Source organism: Bacillus sp. FSL R5-0439, assembly GCF_038008805.1.
Lineage (GTDB): Bacteria > Bacillota > Bacilli > Bacillales > Bacillaceae > Bacillus > Bacillus safensis.
The window spans coordinates 2,733,873-2,756,569 of sequence record NZ_JBBOZW010000001.1 but is presented as its reverse complement, the minus strand read 5'-3'; the positions used below and the strand labels follow the sequence as shown (position 1 = coordinate 2,756,569).

General features: G+C 43.7%; 20 protein-coding genes, 21 tRNA genes and 2 rRNA genes. 33 read left to right on the top strand and 10 right to left on the bottom strand.

What is annotated here, in order from left to right; translation table 11 throughout:
* Nucleotides 1–72: 72 nt before the first annotated feature.
* The 23 genes from NST59_RS14230 to NST59_RS14120 all read left to right on the top strand — a co-directional run bounded on the left by NST59_RS14230 (nucleotide 73) and on the right by NST59_RS14120 (nucleotide 5,657).
* A 23S ribosomal RNA gene (locus NST59_RS14230) occupies nucleotides 73–3,003 on the top strand.
* A gap of 61 nt (nucleotides 3,004–3,064) precedes the next feature.
* Nucleotides 3,065–3,180: ribosomal RNA gene (rrf, locus tag NST59_RS14225) — 5S ribosomal RNA — on the top strand.
* 550 nt (nucleotides 3,181–3,730) lie between these two features.
* Nucleotides 3,731–3,806: transfer RNA gene (locus NST59_RS14220), tRNA-Val, on the top strand.
* A 33-nt stretch (nucleotides 3,807–3,839) separates the two neighbouring features.
* Nucleotides 3,840–3,915 (top strand) — tRNA-Thr (locus tag NST59_RS14215).
* A gap of 37 nt (nucleotides 3,916–3,952) precedes the next feature.
* Nucleotides 3,953–4,028 (top strand) — tRNA-Lys (locus tag NST59_RS14210).
* Nucleotides 4,029–4,036: 8 nt separating this feature from the next.
* Nucleotides 4,037–4,119 (top strand) — tRNA-Leu (locus tag NST59_RS14205).
* A 30-nt stretch (nucleotides 4,120–4,149) separates the two neighbouring features.
* Nucleotides 4,150–4,221 (top strand) — tRNA-Gly (locus NST59_RS14200).
* Nucleotides 4,222–4,233: 12 nt separating this feature from the next.
* Nucleotides 4,234–4,319: transfer RNA gene (locus tag NST59_RS14195), tRNA-Leu, on the top strand.
* 10 nt (nucleotides 4,320–4,329) lie between these two features.
* A tRNA-Arg gene (locus tag NST59_RS14190) sits at nucleotides 4,330–4,406 on the top strand.
* A 7-nt stretch (nucleotides 4,407–4,413) separates the two neighbouring features.
* A tRNA-Pro gene (locus NST59_RS14185) sits at nucleotides 4,414–4,490 on the top strand.
* Between the two features lie 8 nt (nucleotides 4,491–4,498).
* Nucleotides 4,499–4,571: transfer RNA gene (locus NST59_RS14180), tRNA-Ala, on the top strand.
* A 25-nt stretch (nucleotides 4,572–4,596) separates the two neighbouring features.
* Nucleotides 4,597–4,670: transfer RNA gene (locus NST59_RS14175), tRNA-Met, on the top strand.
* Between the two features lie 4 nt (nucleotides 4,671–4,674).
* Nucleotides 4,675–4,751, top strand: a tRNA-Ile gene (locus NST59_RS14170).
* A 7-nt stretch (nucleotides 4,752–4,758) separates the two neighbouring features.
* A tRNA-Ser gene (locus NST59_RS14165) sits at nucleotides 4,759–4,851 on the top strand.
* A 23-nt stretch (nucleotides 4,852–4,874) separates the two neighbouring features.
* Nucleotides 4,875–4,951: transfer RNA gene (locus NST59_RS14160), tRNA-Met, on the top strand.
* Nucleotides 4,952–4,955: 4 nt separating this feature from the next.
* Nucleotides 4,956–5,032 (top strand) — tRNA-Asp (locus tag NST59_RS14155).
* Nucleotides 5,033–5,050: 18 nt separating this feature from the next.
* A tRNA-Phe gene (locus NST59_RS14150) sits at nucleotides 5,051–5,123 on the top strand.
* 25 nt (nucleotides 5,124–5,148) lie between these two features.
* Nucleotides 5,149–5,224 (top strand) — tRNA-His (locus NST59_RS14145).
* 11 nt (nucleotides 5,225–5,235) lie between these two features.
* A tRNA-Gly gene (locus tag NST59_RS14140) sits at nucleotides 5,236–5,309 on the top strand.
* A 17-nt stretch (nucleotides 5,310–5,326) separates the two neighbouring features.
* Nucleotides 5,327–5,403 (top strand) — tRNA-Ile (locus NST59_RS14135).
* 6 nt (nucleotides 5,404–5,409) lie between these two features.
* Nucleotides 5,410–5,484, top strand: a tRNA-Asn gene (locus NST59_RS14130).
* A 3-nt stretch (nucleotides 5,485–5,487) separates the two neighbouring features.
* Nucleotides 5,488–5,578: transfer RNA gene (locus NST59_RS14125), tRNA-Ser, on the top strand.
* Nucleotides 5,579–5,585: 7 nt separating this feature from the next.
* Nucleotides 5,586–5,657: transfer RNA gene (locus tag NST59_RS14120), tRNA-Glu, on the top strand.
* A 77-nt stretch (nucleotides 5,658–5,734) separates the two neighbouring features.
* Here the strand turns inward: NST59_RS14120 and NST59_RS14115 are convergent.
* The 3 genes from NST59_RS14115 to NST59_RS14105 form a co-directional block, all read right to left on the bottom strand.
* Nucleotides 5,735–6,211, bottom strand: a complete 477-nt coding sequence (locus NST59_RS14115; RefSeq protein WP_024424942.1) for a TspO/MBR family protein — start codon at nucleotides 6,209–6,211, stop codon at nucleotides 5,735–5,737.
* An 86-nt stretch (nucleotides 6,212–6,297) separates the two neighbouring features.
* Entirely contained in the window at nucleotides 6,298–7,032 is a 735-nt protein-coding gene (locus NST59_RS14110) for a TraR/DksA C4-type zinc finger protein (protein WP_058838175.1), read from the bottom strand.
* A 118-nt stretch (nucleotides 7,033–7,150) separates the two neighbouring features.
* Complete coding sequence (locus NST59_RS14105; protein WP_039183276.1) at nucleotides 7,151–8,089, bottom strand: 1,4-dihydroxy-2-naphthoate polyprenyltransferase; 939 nt, start codon at nucleotides 8,087–8,089, stop codon at nucleotides 7,151–7,153.
* A gap of 378 nt (nucleotides 8,090–8,467) precedes the next feature.
* Between NST59_RS14105 and NST59_RS14100 the strand changes: the two genes are divergently transcribed.
* The 6 genes from NST59_RS14100 to menC all read left to right on the top strand — a co-directional run bounded on the left by NST59_RS14100 (nucleotide 8,468) and on the right by menC (nucleotide 15,911).
* Nucleotides 8,468–9,886 (top strand): isochorismate synthase, encoded by a 1,419-nt coding sequence (locus NST59_RS14100; protein ID WP_341040783.1) that lies wholly within the window; start codon nucleotides 8,468–8,470, stop codon nucleotides 9,884–9,886.
* Complete coding sequence (gene menD, locus NST59_RS14095; RefSeq protein WP_341040782.1) at nucleotides 9,879–11,624, top strand: 2-succinyl-5-enolpyruvyl-6-hydroxy-3-cyclohexene-1-carboxylic-acid synthase; 1,746 nt, start codon at nucleotides 9,879–9,881, stop codon at nucleotides 11,622–11,624. The genes NST59_RS14100 and menD overlap by 8 nt, the downstream gene beginning before the upstream one ends.
* On the top strand, nucleotides 11,606–12,433 hold the full coding sequence (gene menH / locus NST59_RS14090; protein ID WP_126681434.1) for a 2-succinyl-6-hydroxy-2,4-cyclohexadiene-1-carboxylate synthase: 828 nt from the start codon (nucleotides 11,606–11,608) through the stop codon (nucleotides 12,431–12,433). Before menD ends, menH begins: the two co-directional genes overlap by 19 nt.
* A 14-nt stretch (nucleotides 12,434–12,447) precedes the next feature.
* A complete protein-coding gene (menB, locus tag NST59_RS14085; protein ID WP_039180914.1) occupies nucleotides 12,448–13,266 on the top strand; it encodes a 1,4-dihydroxy-2-naphthoyl-CoA synthase in 819 nt (272 codons plus the stop codon).
* A 73-nt stretch (nucleotides 13,267–13,339) separates the two neighbouring features.
* Entirely contained in the window at nucleotides 13,340–14,800 is a 1,461-nt protein-coding gene (locus NST59_RS14080; protein ID WP_341040781.1) for an o-succinylbenzoate--CoA ligase, read from the top strand.
* Nucleotides 14,787–15,911: an o-succinylbenzoate synthase gene (gene menC / locus NST59_RS14075; RefSeq protein WP_039180908.1), complete on the top strand. Its 1,125-nt coding sequence runs from the start codon at nucleotides 14,787–14,789 to the stop codon at nucleotides 15,909–15,911. The genes NST59_RS14080 and menC overlap by 14 nt, the downstream gene beginning before the upstream one ends.
* Before the next feature lie 105 nt (nucleotides 15,912–16,016).
* Here the strand turns inward: menC and NST59_RS14070 are convergent, their stop codons facing one another.
* The 4 genes from NST59_RS14070 to NST59_RS14055 form a co-directional block, all read right to left on the bottom strand.
* Nucleotides 16,017–16,208 carry a hypothetical protein gene (locus NST59_RS14070; RefSeq protein ID WP_041086813.1) on the bottom strand — a complete coding sequence of 64 codons (192 nt, stop codon included), beginning with the start codon at nucleotides 16,206–16,208 and terminating at the stop codon, nucleotides 16,017–16,019.
* Nucleotides 16,209–16,233: 25 nt separating this feature from the next.
* Nucleotides 16,234–16,392: a DUF1540 domain-containing protein gene (locus tag NST59_RS14065; RefSeq protein WP_008342921.1), complete on the bottom strand. Its 159-nt coding sequence runs from the start codon at nucleotides 16,390–16,392 to the stop codon at nucleotides 16,234–16,236.
* A gap of 68 nt (nucleotides 16,393–16,460) precedes the next feature.
* Nucleotides 16,461–17,507 carry a cytochrome d ubiquinol oxidase subunit II gene (locus tag NST59_RS14060; RefSeq protein WP_169510868.1) on the bottom strand — a complete coding sequence of 349 codons (1,047 nt, stop codon included), beginning with the start codon at nucleotides 17,505–17,507 and terminating at the stop codon, nucleotides 16,461–16,463.
* Nucleotides 17,508–17,529: 22 nt separating this feature from the next.
* Complete coding sequence (locus NST59_RS14055; RefSeq protein ID WP_073978701.1) at nucleotides 17,530–18,861, bottom strand: cytochrome ubiquinol oxidase subunit I; 1,332 nt, start codon at nucleotides 18,859–18,861, stop codon at nucleotides 17,530–17,532.
* A 176-nt stretch (nucleotides 18,862–19,037) separates the two neighbouring features.
* Between NST59_RS14055 and NST59_RS14050 the strand changes: the two genes are divergently transcribed.
* A complete protein-coding gene (locus NST59_RS14050; protein ID WP_034665302.1) occupies nucleotides 19,038–19,280 on the top strand; it encodes a type B 50S ribosomal protein L31 in 243 nt (80 codons plus the stop codon).
* 77 nt (nucleotides 19,281–19,357) lie between these two features.
* Here the strand turns inward: NST59_RS14050 and NST59_RS14045 are convergent, their stop codons facing one another.
* On the bottom strand, nucleotides 19,358–20,341 hold the full coding sequence (locus NST59_RS14045) for a metal ABC transporter solute-binding protein, Zn/Mn family (protein WP_047203536.1): 984 nt from the start codon (nucleotides 20,339–20,341) through the stop codon (nucleotides 19,358–19,360).
* A 214-nt stretch (nucleotides 20,342–20,555) separates the two neighbouring features.
* Between NST59_RS14045 and NST59_RS14040 the strand changes: the two genes are divergently transcribed.
* Complete coding sequence (locus NST59_RS14040; RefSeq protein ID WP_064497904.1) at nucleotides 20,556–21,122, top strand: beta-class carbonic anhydrase; 567 nt, start codon at nucleotides 20,556–20,558, stop codon at nucleotides 21,120–21,122.
* A gap of 1 nt (nucleotide 21,123) precedes the next feature.
* Here NST59_RS14040 and yidD read toward each other — a convergent pair whose 3' ends face one another.
* Nucleotides 21,124–21,348 (bottom strand): membrane protein insertion efficiency factor YidD, encoded by a 225-nt coding sequence (gene yidD, locus NST59_RS14035; protein WP_041107381.1) that lies wholly within the window; start codon nucleotides 21,346–21,348, stop codon nucleotides 21,124–21,126.
* A gap of 126 nt (nucleotides 21,349–21,474) precedes the next feature.
* On the opposite strand from yidD, the gene NST59_RS14030 reads away from it, so the two are divergent.
* Together NST59_RS14030 and NST59_RS14025 are read left to right on the top strand one after the other, a co-directional pair.
* Entirely contained in the window at nucleotides 21,475–21,948 is a 474-nt protein-coding gene (locus tag NST59_RS14030) for an S-ribosylhomocysteine lyase (protein ID WP_003217624.1), read from the top strand.
* Between the two features lie 118 nt (nucleotides 21,949–22,066).
* The gene (locus tag NST59_RS14025; RefSeq protein ID WP_126681436.1) at nucleotides 22,067–22,504 is read left to right on the top strand and encodes a FixH family protein; all 438 of its coding nucleotides are present in this window, start codon (nucleotides 22,067–22,069) and stop codon (nucleotides 22,502–22,504) included.
* An 8-nt stretch (nucleotides 22,505–22,512) separates the two neighbouring features.
* Here NST59_RS14025 and ytzI read toward each other — a convergent pair whose 3' ends face one another.
* The gene (ytzI, locus tag NST59_RS14020) at nucleotides 22,513–22,659 is read right to left on the bottom strand and encodes a YtzI protein (protein WP_059375225.1); all 147 of its coding nucleotides are present in this window, start codon (nucleotides 22,657–22,659) and stop codon (nucleotides 22,513–22,515) included.
* Nucleotides 22,660–22,697 lie beyond the last annotated feature (38 nt).

The window sequence follows — 22,697 nt, the reverse complement described above, 5'->3', positions numbered from 1 at the left end:
ATAAGTAATACATTCACATTGAATGCAATGCAAAGTTCATCACACATAGTGATTCTTTCTAAAGTAAGAAATGGTTAAGTTAGAAAGGGCGCACGGTGGATGCCTTGGCACTAGGAGCCGATGAAGGACGGGACGAACACCGATATGCTTCGGGGAGCTGTAAGCAAGCTTTGATCCGGAGATTTCCGAATGGGGAAACCCACTGCTCGTAATGGAGTAGTATCCATACTTGAATACATAGAGTATGAGAAGGCATACCCGGGGAACTGAAACATCTAAGTACCCGGAGGAAGAGAAAGCAAATGCGATTCCCTGAGTAGCGGCGAGCGAAACGGGAACAGCCCAAACCAAGAGGCTTGCCTCTTGGGGTTGTAGGACACTCTATACGGAGTTACAAAGGAACGATATAAGCGAAGAGGTCTGGAAAGGCCCGCCAAAGAAGGTAACAGCCCTGTAACTGAAATGTTGTTCTCTCCAGAGTGGATCCTGAGTACGGCGGAACACGTGAAATTCCGTCGGAATCCGGGAGGACCATCTCCCAAGGCTAAATACTCCCTAGTGACCGATAGTGAACCAGTACCGTGAGGGAAAGGTGAAAAGCACCCCGGAAGGGGAGTGAAATAGATCCTGAAACCGTGTGCCTACAAGTAGTCAGAGCCCGTTAACGGGTGATGGCGTGCCTTTTGTAGAATGAACCGGCGAGTTACGATCCCGTGCAAGGTTAAGCAGAAGATGCGGAGCCGCAGCGAAAGCGAGTCTGAATAGGGCGCATGAGTACGTGGTCGTAGACCCGAAACCAGGTGATCTACCCATGTCCAGGGTGAAGTTCAGGTAACACTGAATGGAGGCCCGAACCCACGCACGTTGAAAAGTGCGGGGATGAGGTGTGGGTAGGGGTGAAATGCCAATCGAACCTGGAGATAGCTGGTTCTCTCCGAAATAGCTTTAGGGCTAGCCTCAAGGTAAGAGTCTCGGAGGTAGAGCACTGATTGGACTAGGGGCCCCTACCGGGTTACCGAATTCAGTCAAACTCCGAATGCCGATGACTTATCCTTGGGAGTCAGACTGCGAGTGATAAGATCCGTAGTCGAAAGGGAAACAGCCCAGACCGCCAGCTAAGGTCCCAAAGTATACGTTAAGTGGAAAAGGATGTGGAGTTGCTTAGACAACCAGGATGTTGGCTTAGAAGCAGCCACCATTTAAAGAGTGCGTAATAGCTCACTGGTCGAGTGACTCTGCGCCGAAAATGTACCGGGGCTAAACGTATCACCGAAGCTGCGGACTGTTCTTACGAACAGTGGTAGGAGAGCGTTCTAAGGGCTGTGAAGCCAGACCGGAAGGACTGGTGGAGCGCTTAGAAGTGAGAATGCCGGTATGAGTAGCGAAAGACGGGTGAGAATCCCGTCCACCGAATGCCTAAGGTTTCCTGAGGAAGGCTCGTCCGCTCAGGGTTAGTCGGGACCTAAGCCGAGGCCGAAAGGCGTAGGCGATGGACAACAGGTTGATATTCCTGTACCACCTCCTCACCATTTGAGCAATGGGGGGACGCAGGAGGATAGGGTAAGCGCGGTATTGGATATCCGCGTCCAAGCAGTTAGGCTGGGAAATAGGCAAATCCGTTTCCCATAAAGGCTGAGCTGTGATGGCGAGCGAAATTTAGTAGCGAAGTTCCTGATTCCACACTGCCAAGAAAAGCCTCTAGCGAGGTGAGAGGTGCCCGTACCGCAAACCGACACAGGTAGGCGAGGAGAGAATCCTAAGGTGATCGAGAGAACTCTCGTTAAGGAACTCGGCAAAATGACCCCGTAACTTCGGGAGAAGGGGTGCTTCTTAGGGTGTTAAAGCCCCGAGAAGCCGCAGTGAATAGGCCCAGGCGACTGTTTAGCAAAAACACAGGTCTCTGCGAAGCCGTAAGGCGAAGTATAGGGGCTGACGCCTGCCCGGTGCTGGAAGGTTAAGAGGAGCGCTTAGCGTAAGCGAAGGTGCGAATTGAAGCCCCAGTAAACGGCGGCCGTAACTATAACGGTCCTAAGGTAGCGAAATTCCTTGTCGGGTAAGTTCCGACCCGCACGAAAGGCGCAACGATCTGGGCACTGTCTCAACGAGAGACTCGGTGAAATTATAGTACCTGTGAAGATGCAGGTTACCCGCGACAGGACGGAAAGACCCCGTGGAGCTTTACTGCAGCCTGATATTGAATGTTGGTACAGCTTGTACAGGATAGGTAGGAGCCTTGGAAACCGGAGCGCTAGCTTCGGTGGAGGCATCGGTGGGATACTACCCTGGCTGTATTGACCTTCTAACCCGCTGCCCTTATCGGGCAGGGAGACAGTGTCAGGTGGGCAGTTTGACTGGGGCGGTCGCCTCCTAAAATGTAACGGAGGCGCCCAAAGGTTCCCTCAGAATGGTTGGAAATCATTCGCAGAGTGTAAAGGCACAAGGGAGCTTGACTGCGAGACCTACAAGTCGAGCAGGGACGAAAGTCGGGCTTAGTGATCCGGTGGTTCCGCATGGAAGGGCCATCGCTCAACGGATAAAAGCTACCCCGGGGATAACAGGCTTATCTCCCCCAAGAGTCCACATCGACGGGGAGGTTTGGCACCTCGATGTCGGCTCATCGCATCCTGGGGCTGTAGTCGGTCCCAAGGGTTGGGCTGTTCGCCCATTAAAGCGGTACGCGAGCTGGGTTCAGAACGTCGTGAGACAGTTCGGTCCCTATCCGTCGCGGGCGCAGGAAATTTGAGAGGAGCTGTCCTTAGTACGAGAGGACCGGGATGGACGCACCGCTGGTGTACCAGTTGTTCTGCCAAGGGCATCGCTGGGTAGCTATGTGCGGACGGGATAAGTGCTGAAAGCATCTAAGCATGAAGCCCCCCTCAAGATGAGATTTCCCATTCCGCAAGGAAGTAAGATCCCTGAAAGATGATCAGGTTGATAGGTCTGAGGTGGAAGCGTGGTGACACGTGGAGCTGACAGATACTAATAGATCGAGGACTTAACCTATATTCATTTGTGAAGCATGAACATTGTTATCTAGTTTTGAGAGAACATTCTCTCCATCAGGTTTGGTGGCGATAGCGAAGAGGTCACACCCGTTCCCATACCGAACACGGAAGTTAAGCTCTTCAGCGCCGATGGTAGTTGGGGGTTTCCCCCTGTGAGAGTAGGACGCCGCCAAGCTTCTATCAGGACCAGTTCCATTTGGAACTGGTCTTTTTTGTGCAGATTGAGGTTCATGCATCATACTTTATCTAATTCCATTTGTTTGATGAAAGATCGTTGCACCTTCTTATGTCCAAGCGTAGCATGTGAAACACTTGAACCTAAAGATGTTCATGGCATAAAACCTTATCTATACAAAACAATAGAGAGACAGAGTATGAGCTTATATAGGGGCACTCCATATATCTTTAATTAAATTTAAGATGTGTAAGTCTATTCGACTTCTATAAATGCTTTACGTCTAAAGAGATACCTATATCATTAAAGTATAAAAATGAGAGACTGCTAATATTTCTGAAGGAATTGAACGTTTTGAAAGAGAATATAGAGGAGAGAAAAGTTCAGCTGTTGAACGTTGAACAGCAGCTGTATGAATAGGTGATATGACGATCTTTTGTTAAAAAATAACGCAATGAAAATTGAAATAAAATTTTTTTAATATAGCCTTTACAAATGATTAAAACCTGTATATAATAATCTTTGTCGGATCGAGAGATTCTTACATAGTGGAGGATTAGCTCAGCTGGGAGAGCATCTGCCTTACAAGCAGAGGGTCGGCGGTTCGAGCCCGTCATCCTCCACCATATTTATTCTTACATAATGTTAGGATAGATAAAGCCGGTGTAGCTCAACTGGTAGAGCAACTGACTTGTAATCAGTAGGTTGGGGGTTCAAGTCCTCTTGCCGGCACCACTTTCATATGGTAAGATAGACAAGTCGCTTTTAAAGCGAGCCATTAGCTCAGTTGGTAGAGCATCTGACTTTTAATCAGAGGGTCGAAGGTTCGAGTCCTTCATGGCTCACCATGTTTCATGCGGGTGTGGCGGAATTGGCAGACGCGCTAGACTTAGGATCTAGTGTCTTTATGACGTGGGGGTTCAAGTCCCTTCACCCGCATTGCCAAATAAAATAAAGAAATCCTGTAATGCGGAAGTAGTTCAGTGGTAGAACACCACCTTGCCAAGGTGGGGGTCGCGGGTTCGAATCCCGTCTTCCGCTTATACCATCCACGCCGGGGTGGTGGAATTGGCAGACACACAGGACTTAAAATCCTGCGGTAGGTGACTACCGTGCCGGTTCAAGTCCGGCCCTCGGCATTATAAATAAGCGCCCGTAGCTCAATTGGATAGAGCGTTTGACTACGGATCAAAAGGTTAGGGGTTCGACTCCTCTCGGGCGCGCCATTAAGATCGGGAAGTAGCTCAGCTTGGTAGAGCACTTGGTTTGGGACCAAGGGGTCGCAGGTTCGAATCCTGTCTTCCCGACCATCTTTTATGGGGCCTTAGCTCAGCTGGGAGAGCGCCTGCCTTGCACGCAGGAGGTCAGCGGTTCGATCCCGCTAGGCTCCACTTTTTAAAAGATTATTTTGATCATGGCGGTGTAGCTCAGCTGGCTAGAGCGTACGGTTCATACCCGTGAGGTCGGGGGTTCGATCCCCTCCGCCGCTATAAAGGACCTTTAGCTCAGTTGGTTAGAGCAGACGGCTCATAACCGTCCGGTCGTAGGTTCGAGTCCTACAAGGTCCACCATCTATACGGAGGAATACCCAAGTCCGGCTGAAGGGATCGGTCTTGAAAACCGACAGGGGTGTCAAAGCCCGCGGGGGTTCGAATCCCTCTTCCTCCGCCATATTTTTTTAAAACCCATATCATCGCGGGGTGGAGCAGTTCGGTAGCTCGTCGGGCTCATAACCCGAAGGTCGCAGGTTCAAATCCTGCCCCCGCAACCAAAATGGTCCGGTAGTTCAGTTGGTTAGAATGCCTGCCTGTCACGCAGGAGGTCGCGGGTTCGAGTCCCGTCCGGACCGCCATTTTTCAAAAGAATACTTGGCTCGGTAGCTCAGTTGGTAGAGCAACGGACTGAAAATCCGTGTGTCGGCGGTTCGATTCCGTCCCGAGCCACTTTTATAAAAATATTCATAGTATGGCGGTTGTGGCGAAGTGGTTAACGCACCAGATTGTGGCTCTGGCACTCGTGGGTTCGATTCCCATCAATCGCCCCATACATATTTTTGCGGGTGTAGTTTAGTGGTAAAACCTCAGCCTTCCAAGCTGATGTCGTGGGTTCGATTCCCATCACCCGCTCCATTTGTATATCTGTTCATGGGCCTGTAGCTCAGCTGGTTAGAGCGCACGCCTGATAAGCGTGAGGTCGGTGGTTCGAGTCCACTCAGGCCCACCATGATCTTCCGCAGTAGCTCAGTGGTAGAGCTATCGGCTGTTAACCGATCGGTCGTAGGTTCGAATCCTACCTGCGGAGCCAAATGGAGAAGTACTCAAGTGGCTGAAGAGGCGCCCCTGCTAAGGGTGTAGGTCGCGTAAGCGGCGCGAGGGTTCAAATCCCTCCTTCTCCGCCATTGATCTGGCCCGTTGGTCAAGCGGTTAAGACACCGCCCTTTCACGGCGGTAACACGGGTTCGAATCCCGTACGGGTCATTTTTAAAAGAGATCTTGTCAAAGATCTCTTTTTTGTTTTCTTCAAAACGAAAGACCGCTATCATGGCGGTCTTTTTTTACATATTCATGGAATAGATCGTATAAGACAAGTATGTCGCAAAGAAGCCCCATAAGACATAAGGGATCAGTAAAATTGGAACGACTTTGCTTAGTTTACGTGAGACGATGACAAGTGCAAGTGCTGTCAGTGCAACGAGCAGGCAGTCGATCGTAGCCACAAACAAATCCTTTTGTGTAAATTGAAAAAAACTAAAGGCTTGATTGAATACGTAATTTAAAAGGAAAAGAATCCAAAATGGTAAAGTGATTTTTTGGAATCCATATTTTCCATAAATGATCGCTGCGGACAATGAGATGAGTGCAAATAAGACAGCCCACACAGCACCAATCACACCGCCACCAGGTGTCCATTCTGGTTTATTTAATGCGTCATACCATTCTCTGTCGATGGGGAACAAAAATCCGGCAATAGAGAATAGTGCGTATGTAATAAAGAAGACGACAATCGCCCAAATGATACTTTTTCTAGCCATCAAGAATCTCCTCCAATCAAATTCACTCTTAAAGTGATTTCCCAATCATTACATGATATAAACATAAAGCCCCCAATATGAGGGGACTAATGATTTTCTTCTGTATAAGGTTCTTCCTCGTACGGTTTCAAGTCACCAAATACCGTCATGACACCTTCTTCGTCTAATGCTTCTTCATAGGCCTCGTGTGCTTTGTTCGGATACACCTTGCTTGCTTTTCCTTCAATATCAGCAGCTGCGAATCCTTCGTAGTCCTCCACATAATCTTCATCTTCTGATTGTGTATACACATCATCGTATGTCAAAGGTGGGAATTCCATATCAGACGGGGTATCAGAGTTTCCGTAGCGTTCTACGTCTTGGTAGGCATCCTCTCCGTCGTACGCAGCACTTTCTTCATTTTCAAATTGTCCAGCTGGCGGACTTAATAAATCCTCTTCAATCGGACGGTTTTGTGAAACGGTCTGTTCTTTTGAGTGCTCTGTGCATGTGACGGCAGTAGGCAAGGCTTCTAAGCGTTCCTTTGGAATAGGGGCCTTACAGACCTTGCAAAGTCCATAAGAGCCGTCTGCAATGGCTTGAAGTGCTTCATCGATATCTAACATATGTTCATGTTCCAAGCTGTTTAAAGCAATATCTTTCCCACGCTCGAACAGCTCTGTCCCTTGATCGCCCGGGTGGTTATCATAGGCAGACAGTTCTCCGACTGAATCGTAAGGAAAGGATACTTTCTGTTCATCGTCATGGCTTTTGGCTTCAAGTTCTTTCTTTTCATCAAGAAGGCGCTGCTTCAAATGATGTAATTCGTCTTTTGACAACAAAGCGATCATCCTTTCATATCAAACATATTGTTAGTATGAGCAATTTTGTATGTAAGACTAGTTCCAATTTGAAGCAATTCCTAATTAAAAAAACGCCTGCGGCTGCAGGCGTTCTTTGTTACGCGATATAGTATTGTAAGATCAAAGCGATCGTCAGCAGAAAACCAAAAAATGTATTGGTTTGAGCTGTAGATTTCATGGCATTCATTAATTCAATCGGTTTTTCTTTTTGCTTAAACTCTTTAATGGCTGTATAGGCTTTTGGCACACTGAGTAAAACAAGAAGACTCCAAAGACCGACGATATCTGTGAAGATATAAACAAAAATGAGTACGTATGATACCAAAAACATGGAAAGTAAAATGTTCACTGCAGCTTTACGTCCAGCAAGGATGGCAAGTGTTTTTCGTCCATTTTCCTTATCCCCGTCTAAATCACGGATATTGTTCGACAGTAAGATGGCACCAACTAAAATAGAAATTGGTAGTGAAATGAGAACCGCTTTAGACGTCAGTGTGCCTGTTTGGATATAGAAACTAATCAGGATGATCCCTAATCCCATAAAAGCACCTGAAACAAGTTCTCCAAACGGTGTATATGCAATTGGTACAGGGCCGCCAGTATAGAAATAGCCTGCTGCCATACAAATAAGTCCTATTAATGCAATCCACCAACTAGACATCATGCAAATATAGACCCCAAGTAATAAAGAAAGTGCAAATAGTGCATAAGCGAGGCTGAGGACTGTCTTTGGCTTCACACCGTTTCTTACAATGGCTCCGCCGATGCCGACAGATTTCTCGTTGTCCAGCCCGCGAACATAATCAAAGTACTCATTAAACATGTTTGTTGCGATTTGGATAAACATAGATGCAAACAGCATGGCTAAAAATAGCCCAACATGTATTTGACCACTTGGAAGTGCTAAAACAGTTCCTAAAGTAACGGGAATAAATGCCGCTGTTAGTGTATGCGGTCGTAGTAAATTCCACCAAATTCGCCAGTTTTTATCAGGCTTTATTGGTGAAAGCTGATCTGATATCGATTGATGCTGCATAAAATATACTCCTTTAAATAAAAAAATACGTACACGTCCAAATTCCAGTTTAGCAAAGTTCAAAAAGGTGTCAATATATTGATGCGATGAATCGGGAAAAAGATGTTTGCTAATCGTTGCCATATCGAAGGAAAGCTTGATTTTAGAACGGTCCTGCCATTTTGCTTTAGATGCTCTCGTTTCAATAAGCAAGAGCGAAAAAATCTTGAAAGCGTGATATAATAAGGATTCGAGGATTTAGAAGCTGTTTTCTTTACTAAGTTCATCTATTAAGGTTTATAATAGAAAAGCAGGTCATTCGACATATTCGAATGTTCATGTATTTTTTCATTATGTTTTTATTTTTTATGTAATTCATGGATTTTGGAGGAATGTATCATGGTGACAACAGTGCAAAGTACTTTCCGGCAGGAAGCGCTTGCGACATTAGAAGAAGCGAATAACGTCAACCATGCTGTTTTGATAAGCTACTCCAGAAGAGTTGACGATCTGGATCCTCTTGCCTTTTTCCAAAGCGGCGAAGCGGATTTTTTAGGCGAGCGGTTTTTTTGGTCTGATCCAGAAAGCCAAATGATATTTTCTGGACTTGGCAGAGCGGCCGTCATTAAATCATCTAAGCAAGGCAAGGAACGATTCGATATAGTCCATCAAGAATGGGAACAGCTCAAGCAGCACATGTTCCATTTTCATGATGAAAAGGAGTTAAAGCAAGCGGCTGTTGGTCCGCTTTTATTTGGAGGATTCTCGTTTGATCCGTATGAAGAAAAGGCGCGTCATTGGGAAGCATTTGGCGAGGCTCATTTTTTTGTGCCATCGATCATGCTGACTGTCTCAAAAGAAGGCAGTTTTCTTACGATCAATGAGTGGAAGCAGGTGGACGGGAATGTTCATCAGCTTATTCAGGAATTAGAACAAAAAGCCTCTCGTTTCGAGACATTGCCAGTACGGACTGGTGGACAAGCTGAACTTGTTCATGTGGAAGAGCTGGATGTGAAGGAATGGATGAAGGCGATCGAAGAAGCGACAGACCACATTCGTGCAAATGAATATGAAAAGGTTGTTTTAGCAAGAGAAGTCTTGCTTCAATATAAAAATCAAATTGAACTCGCTCCACTATTAGCGGAATTATTAAAGCATCAAACAACGAGTTATGTATTTGCGGTTGAACAGGGAAGACAAGCATTTGTCGGAGCCACGCCGGAACGCTTAGTGAAAAAAAGCGGCGGAGAGGTCTTTTCCTCCTGTTTAGCAGGCTCCATTGTTCGCGGAAAAGATGAAGCGGAGGATCACGCATTAGGCGAGGAACTGCTGCATGATGAGAAGAATTTGATTGAACATCAAATTGTTGTCAATATGATTGAGCAAGCATTTGAAGCGAATTGCCTTCACGTGCATAAACCAAATCAACCAAGTCTTTATAAAACAAAAAACATTCAGCATTTGTTTACACCGATTGTGGGAGAAATTAAAAGCAGCTGTTCCCTCTTTTCATTAATTGAGCAGCTCCATCCTACGCCGGCACTAGGCGGATATCCAAAGGAAATGGCGGTTGAAGTGATTCGTGAAATCGAACCGCTCAAGCGCGGCTGGTATGCAGCGCCCGTAGGCTGGATTGATTCTCAGGATAATGGAGAATTTGCTGTAGCCATTCGGTCAGGTCTTATTGAGGAAGACCGAGTTCGTTTGTTCGCTGGCTGCGGAATTGTAGAGGATTCCCTTGCAAAGCAGGAGTATGAAGAAACACAAGTGAAGTTAAGACCAATGCTGTCTGCTCTTGGAGGTCATCCTATTGAATAATCACATCATGACAACATATATAGGCAGATTGATGGATGAATTCGTCCAAGGTGGTGTGAAAGAGGCAGTTGTCTGTCCTGGTTCTCGTTCAACTCCGCTTGCGATGCTGGCCCTTGCTCATCAAGACATCCATGTTCATGTTTTAGTGGACGAACGGTCTGCTGCTTTTTATGCGCTTGGTCTTGCAAAAGCAAGTCAATCACCAGTGCTGCTTATTTGTACATCAGGTACGGCAGCTGCTAACTTTTACCCAGCCATTGTAGAGGCGCATTATTCTCGTGTACCTCTTATTGTTTTAACTGCTGATCGGCCGCACGAATTGAGGGAAGTTGGGGCACCTCAAGCGATTGATCAGCAATTCTTATTCGGTAAGTTTGTTAAATGGTTCACAGACTTAGCATTGCCGGAGGACAGTCAAACGATGCTGCGTTATGTTCAGACGGCAGCTGCGAGAGCAAATCACATGTCGATGCAGGAGCCAAAGGGGCCTGTTCAGGTCAATGTACCTCTGAGAGAGCCATTGCTTCCTGATCTGTCTATTGATCCTTTCGCGCGAGAAAAAGAGGATACGAAAAAGGTATTAGCATCAGGTCAGGCTTTCCCTAATGATCGGGTGATGTCTGAAATCGTAACCGTCATGAACCAATCCAAAAAGGGATTGATTGTGGCTGGTGAACTTCATACACAGGAAGAAAAAGAGGCGGTTTTACGCCTTTCGAAAGCCCTGCATTTACCTATTTTAGCTGACCCACTTTCTCTTTTGCGCAACGGGCATGAAAATGAAGATCTCATTATCGATGCGTATGATTCTTTATTAAAAGATGAAGCATTACAGCAGCATCTATTGCCGGATATGGTCATTCGTTTTGGACCGATGCCTGTATCTAAGCCTTTATTCAAGTGGCTGGAAAAACATGCGGAAGTGAAGCAGATTGTTGTAGATGCTGCCGGAGGTTTCCGTGATCCAGGGTTAAGTGCTTCATACGTTATAGAAAGTCATGTGGCTGCTTTTGTAGAAGCAGTATTAAAGCAAGCAGTACAGCGTAAAGAGACAAGTTTCTTAAACCGATGGCAGAATGCTAATTCTTCATTCAGAACGAATGCAGCCAGCTATTCAGATGAGGATTTGTCCTTTGAAGGGAATGTGTACCGTCAGCTTCAGCACCTCTTGCCAAAGGAGAGCGTCCTTTTTATCGGAAATAGTATGCCGATTCGTGATGTAGATACATTTTTTGAAACTCAGTCCAAGCCTTTTCGAATGATGGCGAATCGCGGAGCAAATGGCATTGACGGCGTTGTGTCTACAGCACTTGGCACGTATGCAGCTTTGAAGCAGCCTGTCACTTTGGTCATTGGAGATTTATCATTTTACCATGATATGAACGGTCTGCTTGCAGCTAAGCTGATGGACATTCCTTTGACAGTTGTTTTGATAAACAATGATGGGGGAGGTATCTTTTCTTTCCTTCCGCAGGCGTCTGATGAACCGTATTATGAAAAGCTCTTTGGAACGCCGACAGGACTGAATTTTGAGTATGCATCGAGGTTATATGGGGGAACCTATTCGAAACCCGCAACGAAACAAGAGTTGCATGATGTGTATATGGCGCATATCGATGAACCTGGGCTTCATTTAATTGAAATTGAAACAGATCGTCATTCCCGTGTAGACAAGCATCGTCAAATGATGGATGACATATTGGAAGAAGTGAAAAAAGAATGCCTTCTCTCATCATAAGAATGCGTGATGGGGTTGCGTACGAAGTGGTGGATCAGAACCCATCGGCAGCAAATGCCACATTATGCTTACACGGCTTCACTGGAAGTGCAGCGTCTTGGACGTTCTTGAATGCTAATTTGGAGAATACAAGACTGATTCAGGTCAGCTTGCTCGGACATGGGCGTACGGACTCGCCAGAAAGTGTGAGAAGATATGCGATGTCTCAGCAGCTGGCAGATCTTGCAGAGATTTTAAACCAATTAAAGCTTCACAAAGTGAATATTCTCGGATATTCTATGGGAGGGCGTATTGCTTTATCATTTGCCACTCGTTATCCAGATCGTGTCAATAAATTGATCCTTGAGAGTACGTCTCCAGGGCTTCGCACTTTTAAAGAGCGGATGGCAAGACTGAAGCATGATCATCAGCTCGCCCAAAAAATCAGGCATGAAGGCTTAGTGAAGTTTGTGGATTTTTGGGAGAGCATTCCTTTGTTTGCTTCGCAGAAAGCTTTATCAGCGGAAAAGCAGGCTCAACTGAGAGAGGGAAGACTCAAAGCGAATCCTCTTGGGCTTGCTCGCAGCTTAGAAGGAATTGGAACAGGTTCACAGCCCTCTGTTTGGAAGGCATTAAAGCATATTCATTTGCCTGTTTTGCTCATTTGCGGAACGCTTGATGAAAAGTTCTGCCATATCGGCAAACGTATGCAGCAGGAGCTGAAAGGAAGTCAATTCATTTTGGCTGAGCATGCTGGGCATACAGTTCATGTGGAACAACCACATTTTTTTGGTAAAATAGTAAGTGAGTTTATTTTAGCGCAAGATTAGAGGAGGAAATATTGATGGCTATTGAATGGCAAACTGAGCGTCAGTATGACGAAATTTTATATGAAACGTATAATGGGATCGCAAAGATTACGATTAATCGTCCACACGTACATAACGCGTTTACCCCAAAGACTGTAAGTGAATTAATTGATGCATTTTCACGAGCTCGTGATAATTCAGAAGTTGGTGTGATCGTACTTGCAGGTGCTGGCGGAAAAGCATTCTGTTCTGGTGGAGACCAAAAAGTCCGCGGCCATGGCGGTTATGTAGGAGACGATCAAATTCCACGTCTAAATGTATTAGACTTACAGCGTTTGATTCGTGTGATTCCAAAACCGGTTGTTGCGATGGTTGCAGGTTATGCAATCGGAGGCGGACACGTTCTCCACATAGTATGTGATCTGACAATTGCAGCAGATAATGCGATTTTTGGACAAACAGGTCCAAAAGTAGGCAGCTTTGATGCCGGTTACGGTTCAGGCTACCTTGCACGTATTGTAGGTCATAAGAAAGCAAGAGAAATTTGGTACTTATGCCGTCAATACAATGCACAAGAAGCGCTTGATATGGGACTTGTTAACACAGTTGTCCCATTAGATCAGCTTGAAGAGGAAACAGTAAAGTGGTGTGAGGAAATGCTAGAAAAGAGCCCGACTGCTTTACGATTCTTGAAGGCTGCATTTAACGCAGATACGGATGGATTAGCTGGAATTCAGCAATTTGCAGGAGATGCGACACTTCTTTATTACACAACAGATGAAGCAAAAGAAGGACGCGATTCCTTTAAGGAAAAACGCAAGCCGGACTTCGGTCAGTTCCCGCGTTTCCCTTGATTCAATGATATTAATGAACAACAGCTTAGTGCATCAGACTAAGCTGTTTTCTTTTACGAAAAGGAGGTGTCTCATGATGAAGCAACCTAATTGGCTGCTGCACCGTGCCTATTTAACACCAGATCGAGTCGCACTTATTTATCAAGAGAAAGAGTGGACATTTCACGAATTAGCTCAAGAAGCGGACGAGCTTTCAAATAGACTTGCACAGGCATCATTGAAAAGAGGGGAAACAGTTGCGCTTTTGATGAACAATCATCCTCACATGGTGATGCTTGTACATGCGTGTTTTTTATTAGGATTAAAAATCGTGCTATTGAATAATAAGCTGACAAAAGCTGAAAGGCGCTATCAGCTAGAAGATGCAAAAGCAGCGGCGTTATTAACGGAATCTATTTATGCAAGCGATCATAAGGGTGATTTACCCGTTTATACAATGGAAACTTTACCTCAACCAGGGAAAGGCCATGAAAAAAAGATCGAGAGCGAATTTGATTTGAATGAAACAGCAACCATCATGTATACATCTGGGACAACAGGACGTCCAAAAGGTGTAGAGCAAACGTTTGGCAATCATTTTCATAGTGCTGTTTCCTCTGCATTGAATTTGGGTCTCAGAGAGGATGACCGCTGGCTCATTGCCCTGCCTCTTTTTCATATTAGCGGTTTATCTGCCTTATTTAAGTCTGTAATCTATGGAATGACAGTCGTGCTTCATCAGAAGTTTGACGTTGATGAAGTAAAGGGTTCTATTGAACGGCATCGTGTTACGATGATTTCTGTTGTGCAGACGATGTTATCTCGGTTATTAAGCAGACTAGAAGAATGTCCGTCTTCTTTGCGTTGTCTTTTATTAGGCGGAGGACCTGCGCCATATGCGATGCTTCAAGAAAGCAAAGAGAAGGGCTTTCCTGTTTTTCAATCGTACGGTATGACGGAAACCTGTTCACAAATTGTGACGCTTGCGCCTGAATTTAGTGTAGAGAAGCTTGGGTCAGCGGGAAAACCTCTTTTTGGGTGTGAGCTGAAAATTCAAGATGGTGATCGCATTTGTCGTCCTTTTGAGCATGGCGAAATTATGGTGAAAGGTGCAAATGTGATGAAAGGATACCTTTACCGTGAAGAAGCGACCGCGGCTGCCTTACATGAGGGCTGGCTGAAAACGGGTGATATAGGCTATGTGGATGAGGAAGGGTTCTTATTTGTGCTTGACCGTCGTTCAGATTTGATTATTTCTGGCGGAGAAAATATTTATCCTGCGGAAATTGAAGCGGTGCTGCTAACACATTCGCATGTAAAGGAAGCCGGAGTAACGGGTATGTATGATGATAGATGGGGAGAGGTACCGGCTGCTTTCCTTGTAACAGATGATAAGATACCGGAGAATGAGCTCTATGCTTTATGTGAGTCGCATTTAGCCAAATATAAATGGCCCGCCGCTTTTCACTTTGTGGATGAGCTCCCAAGAAATGCGTCGAATAAATTGCAAAGGCACAGACTCAGATCAAAGGGGTTTTCAAATGATTCAAATTGAACGAGTAATTTTATATCATGTCACGATGAAGCTTAAACAACCATTTACAACAAGTCTTGGAACCATTTCAGAGCGTGAGTTTATTATTGTTGAAGTAAAAGATCAAACAGGATTGACTGGATGGGGAGAGGTATCTGCTTTTTCTTCTCCGTGGTATACAGAAGAAACAATTGAGACTTGCTATCATATGCTGAGGGCTTTCTTTATCCCGAACGTGCTGACACGCACCTTTACACATCCTTCAGAAATACCTGACAGTCTGTATCAATTTAAAGGCAATAGGATGGCCAAAGCAGGCATTGAAGCGGCTGTTTGGGATATTTATGCGAAGCGTGAGAATAAGTCTTTACGCGATGTATTAGGCGGCACAAAAGATAGAATACCATCTGGTGTTGTGGCGGGGTTAGGCCCTATTGACGATATGCTTGAGCAAATTCAGCAATTTGTTGATCAAGGCTATCAGCGGGTGAAGGTGAAAATTAAACCAGGACAAGATATTGGACTTCTTCAAAAGATCAGAGAGTCTTTTCCTGATCTGCCATTAATGGCAGATGCAAACTCTGCTTATGAATTAAAAGATATTAGCAAGCTTAAACAGCTCGATGATATTCGCTTATTAATGATTGAACAGCCTCTAGCTGCAGATGATATTGTGGACCATCGCCATTTGCAAAAGCATTTAAAAACGCCGATTTGTTTAGATGAAAGTATTTGTTCTTTAGATGATGCCAGAAAAGCTGTAGAGCTTGGCAGCTGTCAAATTATTAATGTGAAGCCTTCACGAGTTGGCGGACTGACAGAGGCTCTTAAAATTCATACGTTCAGTAAGGAGCATAAAATTCCGTTATGGTGCGGGGGGATGATTGAAACAGGTATTTCCCGCGCGCAGAACGTGGCACTTGCTTCACTTCCTCAATTTACAATTCCCGGTGATATTTCAGCTTCGTCAAAATTTTGGGAGCAGGATATCATTTTTCCTGAAATTAAGGTTGAAAATGGATTTATTGAGGTGCCTCGCTCGCCAGGAATGGGCGTGGAAGTTGATTACCAAGCGCTCCGTTCGTTTTCAGATAAAATCGACGTGTTTACAAAACATGATTTTGTGAGATAAAAACGAAGAAATCACCTTTTGCTTATCCAATAGAATGGATGTATAGTGAGGGAAAGTTTTTCCTTCCTGTCTGAACAAAAAGAAAGAGCGGTGAACCGCTCTTTCTTACTCTTCTACCAGCTCGCTGTCATAAGCAAGCTGTCCGATATACTGATGCATTTCATTGGGCATGTTTGCTGCATGTCCATATTCATAATCCCAAAGGTTTAAAAAGGAGTGAGCGGCTTGATGGAATGCGGCTTCATCCGCGTCATGAATTTCGTCAAAAAACGTTTGAAGCAGCCGATCGTGTTTCAAATTGAAGCGCCTCCTTTAATGAGACTTAAAGATCTTGTGGTTTAAACGTTTTACAATCCGTTTCTTCACTTTTCTCAGCCGTATTTCCTGTGTGGCTGACGACATAGATTGCATCTGCACCACAGCGGTTTCCAGTATTCCAATAGGAACAGTTATTGACTTCACAAAGGATTTTTTGACTCATACAGATGACCTCCTTTTGAGTATGTCTTTCATCTATAATGTAACCGAAATGAAGCTCGTCCATTCATGTTAATCTTCCTGACGAATATAGCGCTTATCCTTCATAAATAATTTCCAGAAGAAATAGAACCCAGGAAATAAGATGATAAAACCTACAATATAGGTGATAAATAATGCCCTAAATGTGACAGGGTCTGTAAATCCAGACATAATTGTAATATCTGGATAGGCCATGTAAGGCAAGTGAGCACGCCCGTACACATAGCTTGCTAAGAAATATTGAATGGTAATCGCAATGACGGCAAGGCGTGGTCTCCCTTTCCGATGCTTAAAACGGCTGTTTGGTAAAAATAGAGCTAGTCCTGCTAGCAGGAACATTAGGAGAGATACAAGAAGAATAGGGATGTTCTGCATCATTTTTGTGAACAGCCAATTCGCCTCGCTTCGTAATGTCAGCATGATAAAAAAGGCCATCATGAGTGAAAGTGGACCTGTAATGAGCGCCCCTCTTCTATAAATGCTGTAAGCTTCATCTTCATTAGCTACATTAGAGAAATCAGCTAAAAGCAAGGACGAAAGAAAAAGGGTACTGAAGATGGCAAAGCCGACAAAAGAATAAACATTTGCACTTGTAAAAACCAGTCCAAGATCTAAAGAGTAGACGTTGTTCTCCTGAAAGATAAATCCACCATGGGTAATTGGGAGAACCATGATCAGGATGGACGGAATGATAAAGCCGCTGATCCCTGAAATATAAGTCACCGCTTTTCGGTATTTCTTAGGCAGTGAATGAGAAAACACGAGAAACCCGCTTCGTAGTGCAAGAAGCAATAAGATGATGCTGCCGGGTATTAATAAAACGGTACCAAGTACAAAGGTCGCACCTGGAAACAGGCTGAACAATGCGACAACGATGGCCACAATAAAAACGTTTGTCACTTCCCAAGTTGGAGAAAGATACTTATTCGCGATATTAGCTGCCTTTGTTTGTTCTCTATTCATATAAATCATCGACCAAAATCCTGCGCCGAAATCCATTGATGCCATCACTGCATAGATAAAAACGAATCCCCATAAGATGGTGATTGCAATGAGCGCATCAGTTGTAACATCCATTTGCATCAAGATCGCTCCCTTTTTAAGATTCTGTTAACCGTAGGTCTTCTTCAATCGTATGTTTCCTAAAGTAGTACGTCAGCACAATAACGGTTGCTATGCCTAAGATGAGATAGACAATGGCAAAAAGGATAAAAAGTGTCCCGATCGAGCCAGATGATGTGACAACCTCGGAGGTTTTGAGCATTCGATAAATGACCCATGGCTGACGGCCTGTACAAGCAAAGATCCAGCCAAATTCAATAGCCAAAAGGCTAAGAGGCCCGCCGAATAAGTAAAGAAAAAGAAGCCACTTCGGAAATTTTTCACGTTTTAAAATTTTACGGTAAAGCAGTGCCAATACCGCAAATAGAATGAGCACCGATCCAATAATGACCATGCCGTTAAATAATGTGTGTATAAATAAAGGCGGCCACTCGTCACGGGGAAAATCATTTAACCCTTTGACCACCGTATCGAAGCTATTTCCTGCAAGAAAACTAAGCGCCCAAGGAATTTCGATCGCACCTTTAATTTCCTGCGCATCAGCATCCGTAAAACCACCTATTGCAAGAGGCGCATGTGATTGAGTTTCAAATAAACCTTCAGCTCCAGCCAGCTTTTCAGGCTGATATTCATACAGAAGCTGAGCAGATTCGTGGCCATTTAAGGCTGTGAGAAAAGAGAAAAGTCCTCCTACAATGAGTCCAAGAAAAAGGGCTTTTCGATGAAATGAATAGAGCTTCTCGTTTTTTTTAGTTTTGAGCATTTTAAAAGCTGCAACGGAAGCAATGACAAAAGCACCTGTTGTAAAAGCAGACAGCACAACATGTGTAGCAGTCACAGCAAAGCTCGGATTGAAAAAGGCCTTCCAAGGCTCGATATTTGTGATTTCACCATTCACCATCTGAAAGCCAGCAGGTGTCCCTTCAAAAGCATGTACGTTTGTAATCAGAATCGCTGATGCAGCTGCACCAATGACGATAAAAATAACCGTAATGATGCGCATTGCATTTGATAGGCGATCCGCTGCGTACACATAAATAGACATAAATAATGCTTCTATAAAGAACGCATAGATTTCAATCTGGAATGGCAGTGACATGACTTTTCCGATAACCTCCATAAAACCTGGCCATAAAAGGGCAAGCTGCGTACCAGCAATAGTACCTGTTGGGATGGCGACCCCTAATAGAACAGCTTGTGCTTTTGTCCATCGCTTGGCCATGATGGCATAATGCGGGTCCTTCGTTTTTTGAAAGATGAGTTCAGCTAACAAAATCATTAGCGGGATGCCAACGCCAAGCGAGGCATAAATAATATGAAAGCCCATGGTTGTGCCGAACAGGCTTCTAGCTAAAACGAGATCAGTCAATTTTTTCTCCGCCTTTCTTATCGCTTCTCTTTTTCATGATGCTTATTATTCTCCACCATTTTTAGATTATTCTTCCTGACTAAGAAAGCTTGTTTTTTGACAAGTTGTATAAGAGGGAGTAGAATATAATTATAAAACGTAATCATTACGTTTTGATAACGAAAGGAGTTTTGACATTGAAAAGAGATATTCATCCAACCTCACATGAAGTTGTATTTATGGACGTAAACAGCGGTTACCGCTTCTTGAGTAAATCAACAAAGACATCAAATGAGACAGTAGAGTGGGAAGATGGGAAAACGTATCCTGTCATTAAAGTAGAAACAAGCTCTGATACGCATCCTTTTTATACAGGACGCCAAAAATTCGGAGAAAAAGGCGGAAGAGCCGAGCTGTTTAAGAAAAAATATCAAATGTAATCAAAAAAGCACGCCTGATAACGGTGTGCTTTTTTACAGCAAAAAACCCCGGCTGATAAAGCCCGGGGTTCAAAACATTAATCATTTAAAGCGGTGTTTAAGGTCTTTAAGTTTTGTTTCATTAAGCTGACGTAGCTTTCGCCATTTTTGGCATCATCTTCAGTAATGGATTCTAGATTTTTAAGGGTTAAGCTTTTTGCCCCAATTTCACTGCGGATCGTATCTGATACTTTGCTGCTGACGTTGTTTTCAAAAATAACGTATTGAATGTGATGCTTTTCCGCTTTTTGTACAATGTTTTCGAGCTGCTTTTGTGAAGGCTCTTCGGAAGCAGATAATCCTAAAACGCTGATTTGCTCAATGCCATAGCGCTTTTCCCAATAACCATAAGCTGCGTGGGAAACAAGAATTTCTTTATGTTTGGCTTTAGATAACGTTGTTTTGAATTCTTGATCTAGGGATTGTAAATCTTTTTTTAGATTTTCATAGTTTTTTGTGTATTCTTTTTTATGATCTGGATCTAATGAGACGAGTGTGTCTTTAATGTTTTTCGCCATTTGCTGCGCATAAACTGGGTCTAACCATGCATGAGGGTCTTTATCTCCGTGATCGTGCCCGTCATGGTCGTGGTCTTCACCTTCATGATCGTGATCTTCGCCTTCTTCATGTGCATGTTCTTCATTTGTCGATAACAATTTGATGCCTTCGGCTGCTTTGACTGTTTTCACACCTTGGTCTTTTAATGTGGCAGCAGTTTTGTCTGCGAATGCTTCAGCCCCTGTGCCGCTGTAGATAAAGGCATCACCTTCAGCCATTTCAACCATCGTTTTCGAACTTGGTTCAAAACTGTGTGCATCTGCATTGGCAGGATACACGCTCTGAGCATGAACGTGAGAGCCGCCTATCTTTTCAGTGAAATCTTGAATTGGGAAGATCGTGGTGTAAATGATTAGTTTCCCGTCTGCCTTTCCTTTTGAAGCATTAGTGCCCGCACTGCTTGAGCACGCGGCAAGGCCGATCGCGAATAAAGCAGCTGTTAAAATAAAAAAGATTTTTTTCATGTAGTAAATGTCTCCTCTCAATCTAATAGATAGAAATGATTACGATTTAATGTCCTGAGTTATTGTATCGTAATAATTACGATTTGAAAAGGGGAAAATAAAAAATTTTCGTCAGCAGATGTTTCCTCTAAAAAAATAAGCTGCAAAACGTGACGAAATTTCTTACATTGTGCTATATTTATTTTTAAAAAAAGATAAAGGAATGGACAAACGTATGAAACTTTTAGATGAAATCATCGAATATAATCAACAATTTATTGAAGAAAAGAAATACGAAGAATTTACAACAACAAAGTTTCCACAGAAAAAAGCTGTCATTCTATCGTGTATGGATACAAGACTTGTTGAACTGCTTCCGCGTGCAATGAACATGAAAAATGGCGATATTAAGATTGTCAAAAGTGCTGGAGCGCTTGTTTCTCATCCATTTGGAAGTATTATGCGAAGCATTTTAGTTGCTGTGTATGAATTAAATGCTGACGAGGTATATGTCATTGGGCATCATGATTGCGGGATGAGCAAAATTGACAGCCAGACACTTTTAAATAAAGCCGTTGAGCGTGGTATTCCAGAAAAGCGTATTGAAGTACTGGAATACTCAGGAATTGATTTTAAACAGTGGCTCAAAAGCTTTAGTTCAGTTGAAGAGAGCGTGAGGGACAGTGTGTCTGTAGTGAAAAATCACCCGCTTCTTCCATCAGATGTACCTGTACATGGGCTTGTCATTGACCCTGGAACAGGGAAGCTTGACTTAGTTGTCAACGGATATGAAGAAAAGTAAGTTACTTTTCCTTTTTAGGCGGAACAGGATCGATGCCGCCGGGGTGAAGCGGATGACATTTTAAAATCCGTTTTATGGTGAGCCAGCCGCCCTTGATCGCGCCATGCGTTTTGATCGCCTCTAGTCCATAGTTTGAGCATGTTGGATAAAACCGGCAGCTTGGCGGTGTAAGAGGGGAAATACATTTTTGATAAAAGCGTATCATGCCGATAAAAATTTGTTTCATAGAGGTTCCTCCTTGTCTGTCTTCCACAGTATAAGAAAAAAGGACAAGGAAGGAAAGTTTTATAAACTAAACTGGTCGGAGAAATATGTTATAATATAGGAAATTGCAATTATAGGAGTGGTGATTATGCCTTCAGTTGAAAGCTTTGAACTTGATCATAATGCTGTAAAAGCGCCATACGTTCGTCATTGCGGCGTTCATAAAGTGGGATCAGATGGGGAAGTAAATAAATTTGATATTCGTTTTTGTCAGCCCAACAAGCAGGCGATGAAACCTGATACGATTCATACATTAGAGCATTTGCTTGCGTTTAATATTAGAACACACTCAGAGAAATATGATCATTTTGATATCATTGATATTTCTCCAATGGGCTGCCAGACAGGCTACTATTTAGTTGTCAGTGGTGCACCAACTCCAAAAGAAATCGTTGAACTTCTTGATGCAACATTCAAGGATGCAGTTGAAGTAACTGAAATTCCTGCTGCAAACGAAGAGCAATGCGGCCAAGCGAAGCTTCATGATCTTGAAGGAGCAAAACGTTTAATGCGTTTCTGGCTTTCTCAGGATCAAGAAGAGCTTTTAAAAGTATTTGGTTAATAGAATGATGAACCGGACATTTAGATGTCCGGTTTTTTATTTGAATTCCATCATTGATGTCAAAATAGGGGATATTTGTTAAAATGGACATGTCAGTAAAAGAAGGGGGAAACGCACGATGCGAAAAATGTTGGGAATAATTCTGATGCTCACGTTATTAAGTGCATGTGGAAACTCTGCAGCAAACAGCGGAAAAGGGGAAGTGCCTGAGTTATTAGAAGTAAAGCTTACAGGACCTGAGCAAGTGGAGAAAAATGAAAGCGTTATAGTAAAAGCAGCTGTCACATACGGTGATACGCCTGTTGATGATGCAGATGATGTTCAATTTGAAGTGTGGAAAGATGGCGACAAGGATAACAGCAAGATGATTCAGCCAAAGAAAGAAAACAAAGGTGTATACGAATTGCACACAGCCTTCAAAAAAGATGGCCTTTATATCATACAAGTCCATGTGACAGCTAAACAGCAGCATAATATGCCGAAAACGAACATCCACGTAGGTGAGGTGAAAAAAGAGAGTTCATCTTCTGAAGATGAAGAAACCTCACATCATTAAAAGCGGTTTCATTTTGGATTAGGACGTTGGTTTGGTTCAGTATCTTGTGGTGAATCGACTTTATGCTTATATTCATAAGCCTTCGATGTCGTCCATAATGATAAAAAGACAACGATTGAGATAATGATAAAGCTGATAATCCCAAGTAACAGCATCTAACTCCCTCCTTATTTCCATATTAACATATATTTCA

Excerpts from the sequence above, each read along its gene's own strand:
- NST59_RS14065 (WP_008342921.1), bottom strand. The coding sequence starts at position 16,392 with ATGAGTCAAAAAATCCTTTGTGAAGTCAATAACTGTTCCTATTGGAAT.
- NST59_RS14105 (WP_039183276.1), bottom strand. The coding sequence starts at position 8,089 with ATGCAGCATCAATCGATATCAGATCAGCTTTCACCAATAAAGCCTGAT.
- menC (WP_039180908.1), top strand. The coding sequence starts at position 14,787 with ATGATTCAAATTGAACGAGTAATTTTATATCATGTCACGATGAAGCTT.
- menB (WP_039180914.1), top strand. The coding sequence starts at position 12,448 with ATGGCTATTGAATGGCAAACTGAGCGTCAGTATGACGAAATTTTATAT.
- ytzI (WP_059375225.1), bottom strand. The coding sequence starts at position 22,659 with ATGCTGTTACTTGGGATTATCAGCTTTATCATTATCTCAATCGTTGTC.
- NST59_RS14115 (WP_024424942.1), bottom strand. The coding sequence starts at position 6,211 with ATGGCTAGAAAAAGTATCATTTGGGCGATTGTCGTCTTCTTTATTACA.
- NST59_RS14025 (WP_126681436.1), top strand. The coding sequence starts at position 22,067 with ATGCGAAAAATGTTGGGAATAATTCTGATGCTCACGTTATTAAGTGCA.
- NST59_RS14045 (WP_047203536.1), bottom strand. The coding sequence starts at position 20,341 with ATGAAAAAAATCTTTTTTATTTTAACAGCTGCTTTATTCGCGATCGGC.
- NST59_RS14080 (WP_341040781.1), top strand. The coding sequence starts at position 13,340 with ATGATGAAGCAACCTAATTGGCTGCTGCACCGTGCCTATTTAACACCA.
- NST59_RS14030 (WP_003217624.1), top strand. The coding sequence starts at position 21,475 with ATGCCTTCAGTTGAAAGCTTTGAACTTGATCATAATGCTGTAAAAGCG.
- NST59_RS14040 (WP_064497904.1), top strand. The coding sequence starts at position 20,556 with ATGAAACTTTTAGATGAAATCATCGAATATAATCAACAATTTATTGAA.
- yidD (WP_041107381.1), bottom strand. The coding sequence starts at position 21,348 with ATGAAACAAATTTTTATCGGCATGATACGCTTTTATCAAAAATGTATT.
- menH (WP_126681434.1), top strand. The coding sequence starts at position 11,606 with ATGCCTTCTCTCATCATAAGAATGCGTGATGGGGTTGCGTACGAAGTG.
- NST59_RS14100 (WP_341040783.1), top strand. The coding sequence starts at position 8,468 with ATGGTGACAACAGTGCAAAGTACTTTCCGGCAGGAAGCGCTTGCGACA.
- NST59_RS14060 (WP_169510868.1), bottom strand. The coding sequence starts at position 17,507 with ATGGATGTTACAACTGATGCGCTCATTGCAATCACCATCTTATGGGGA.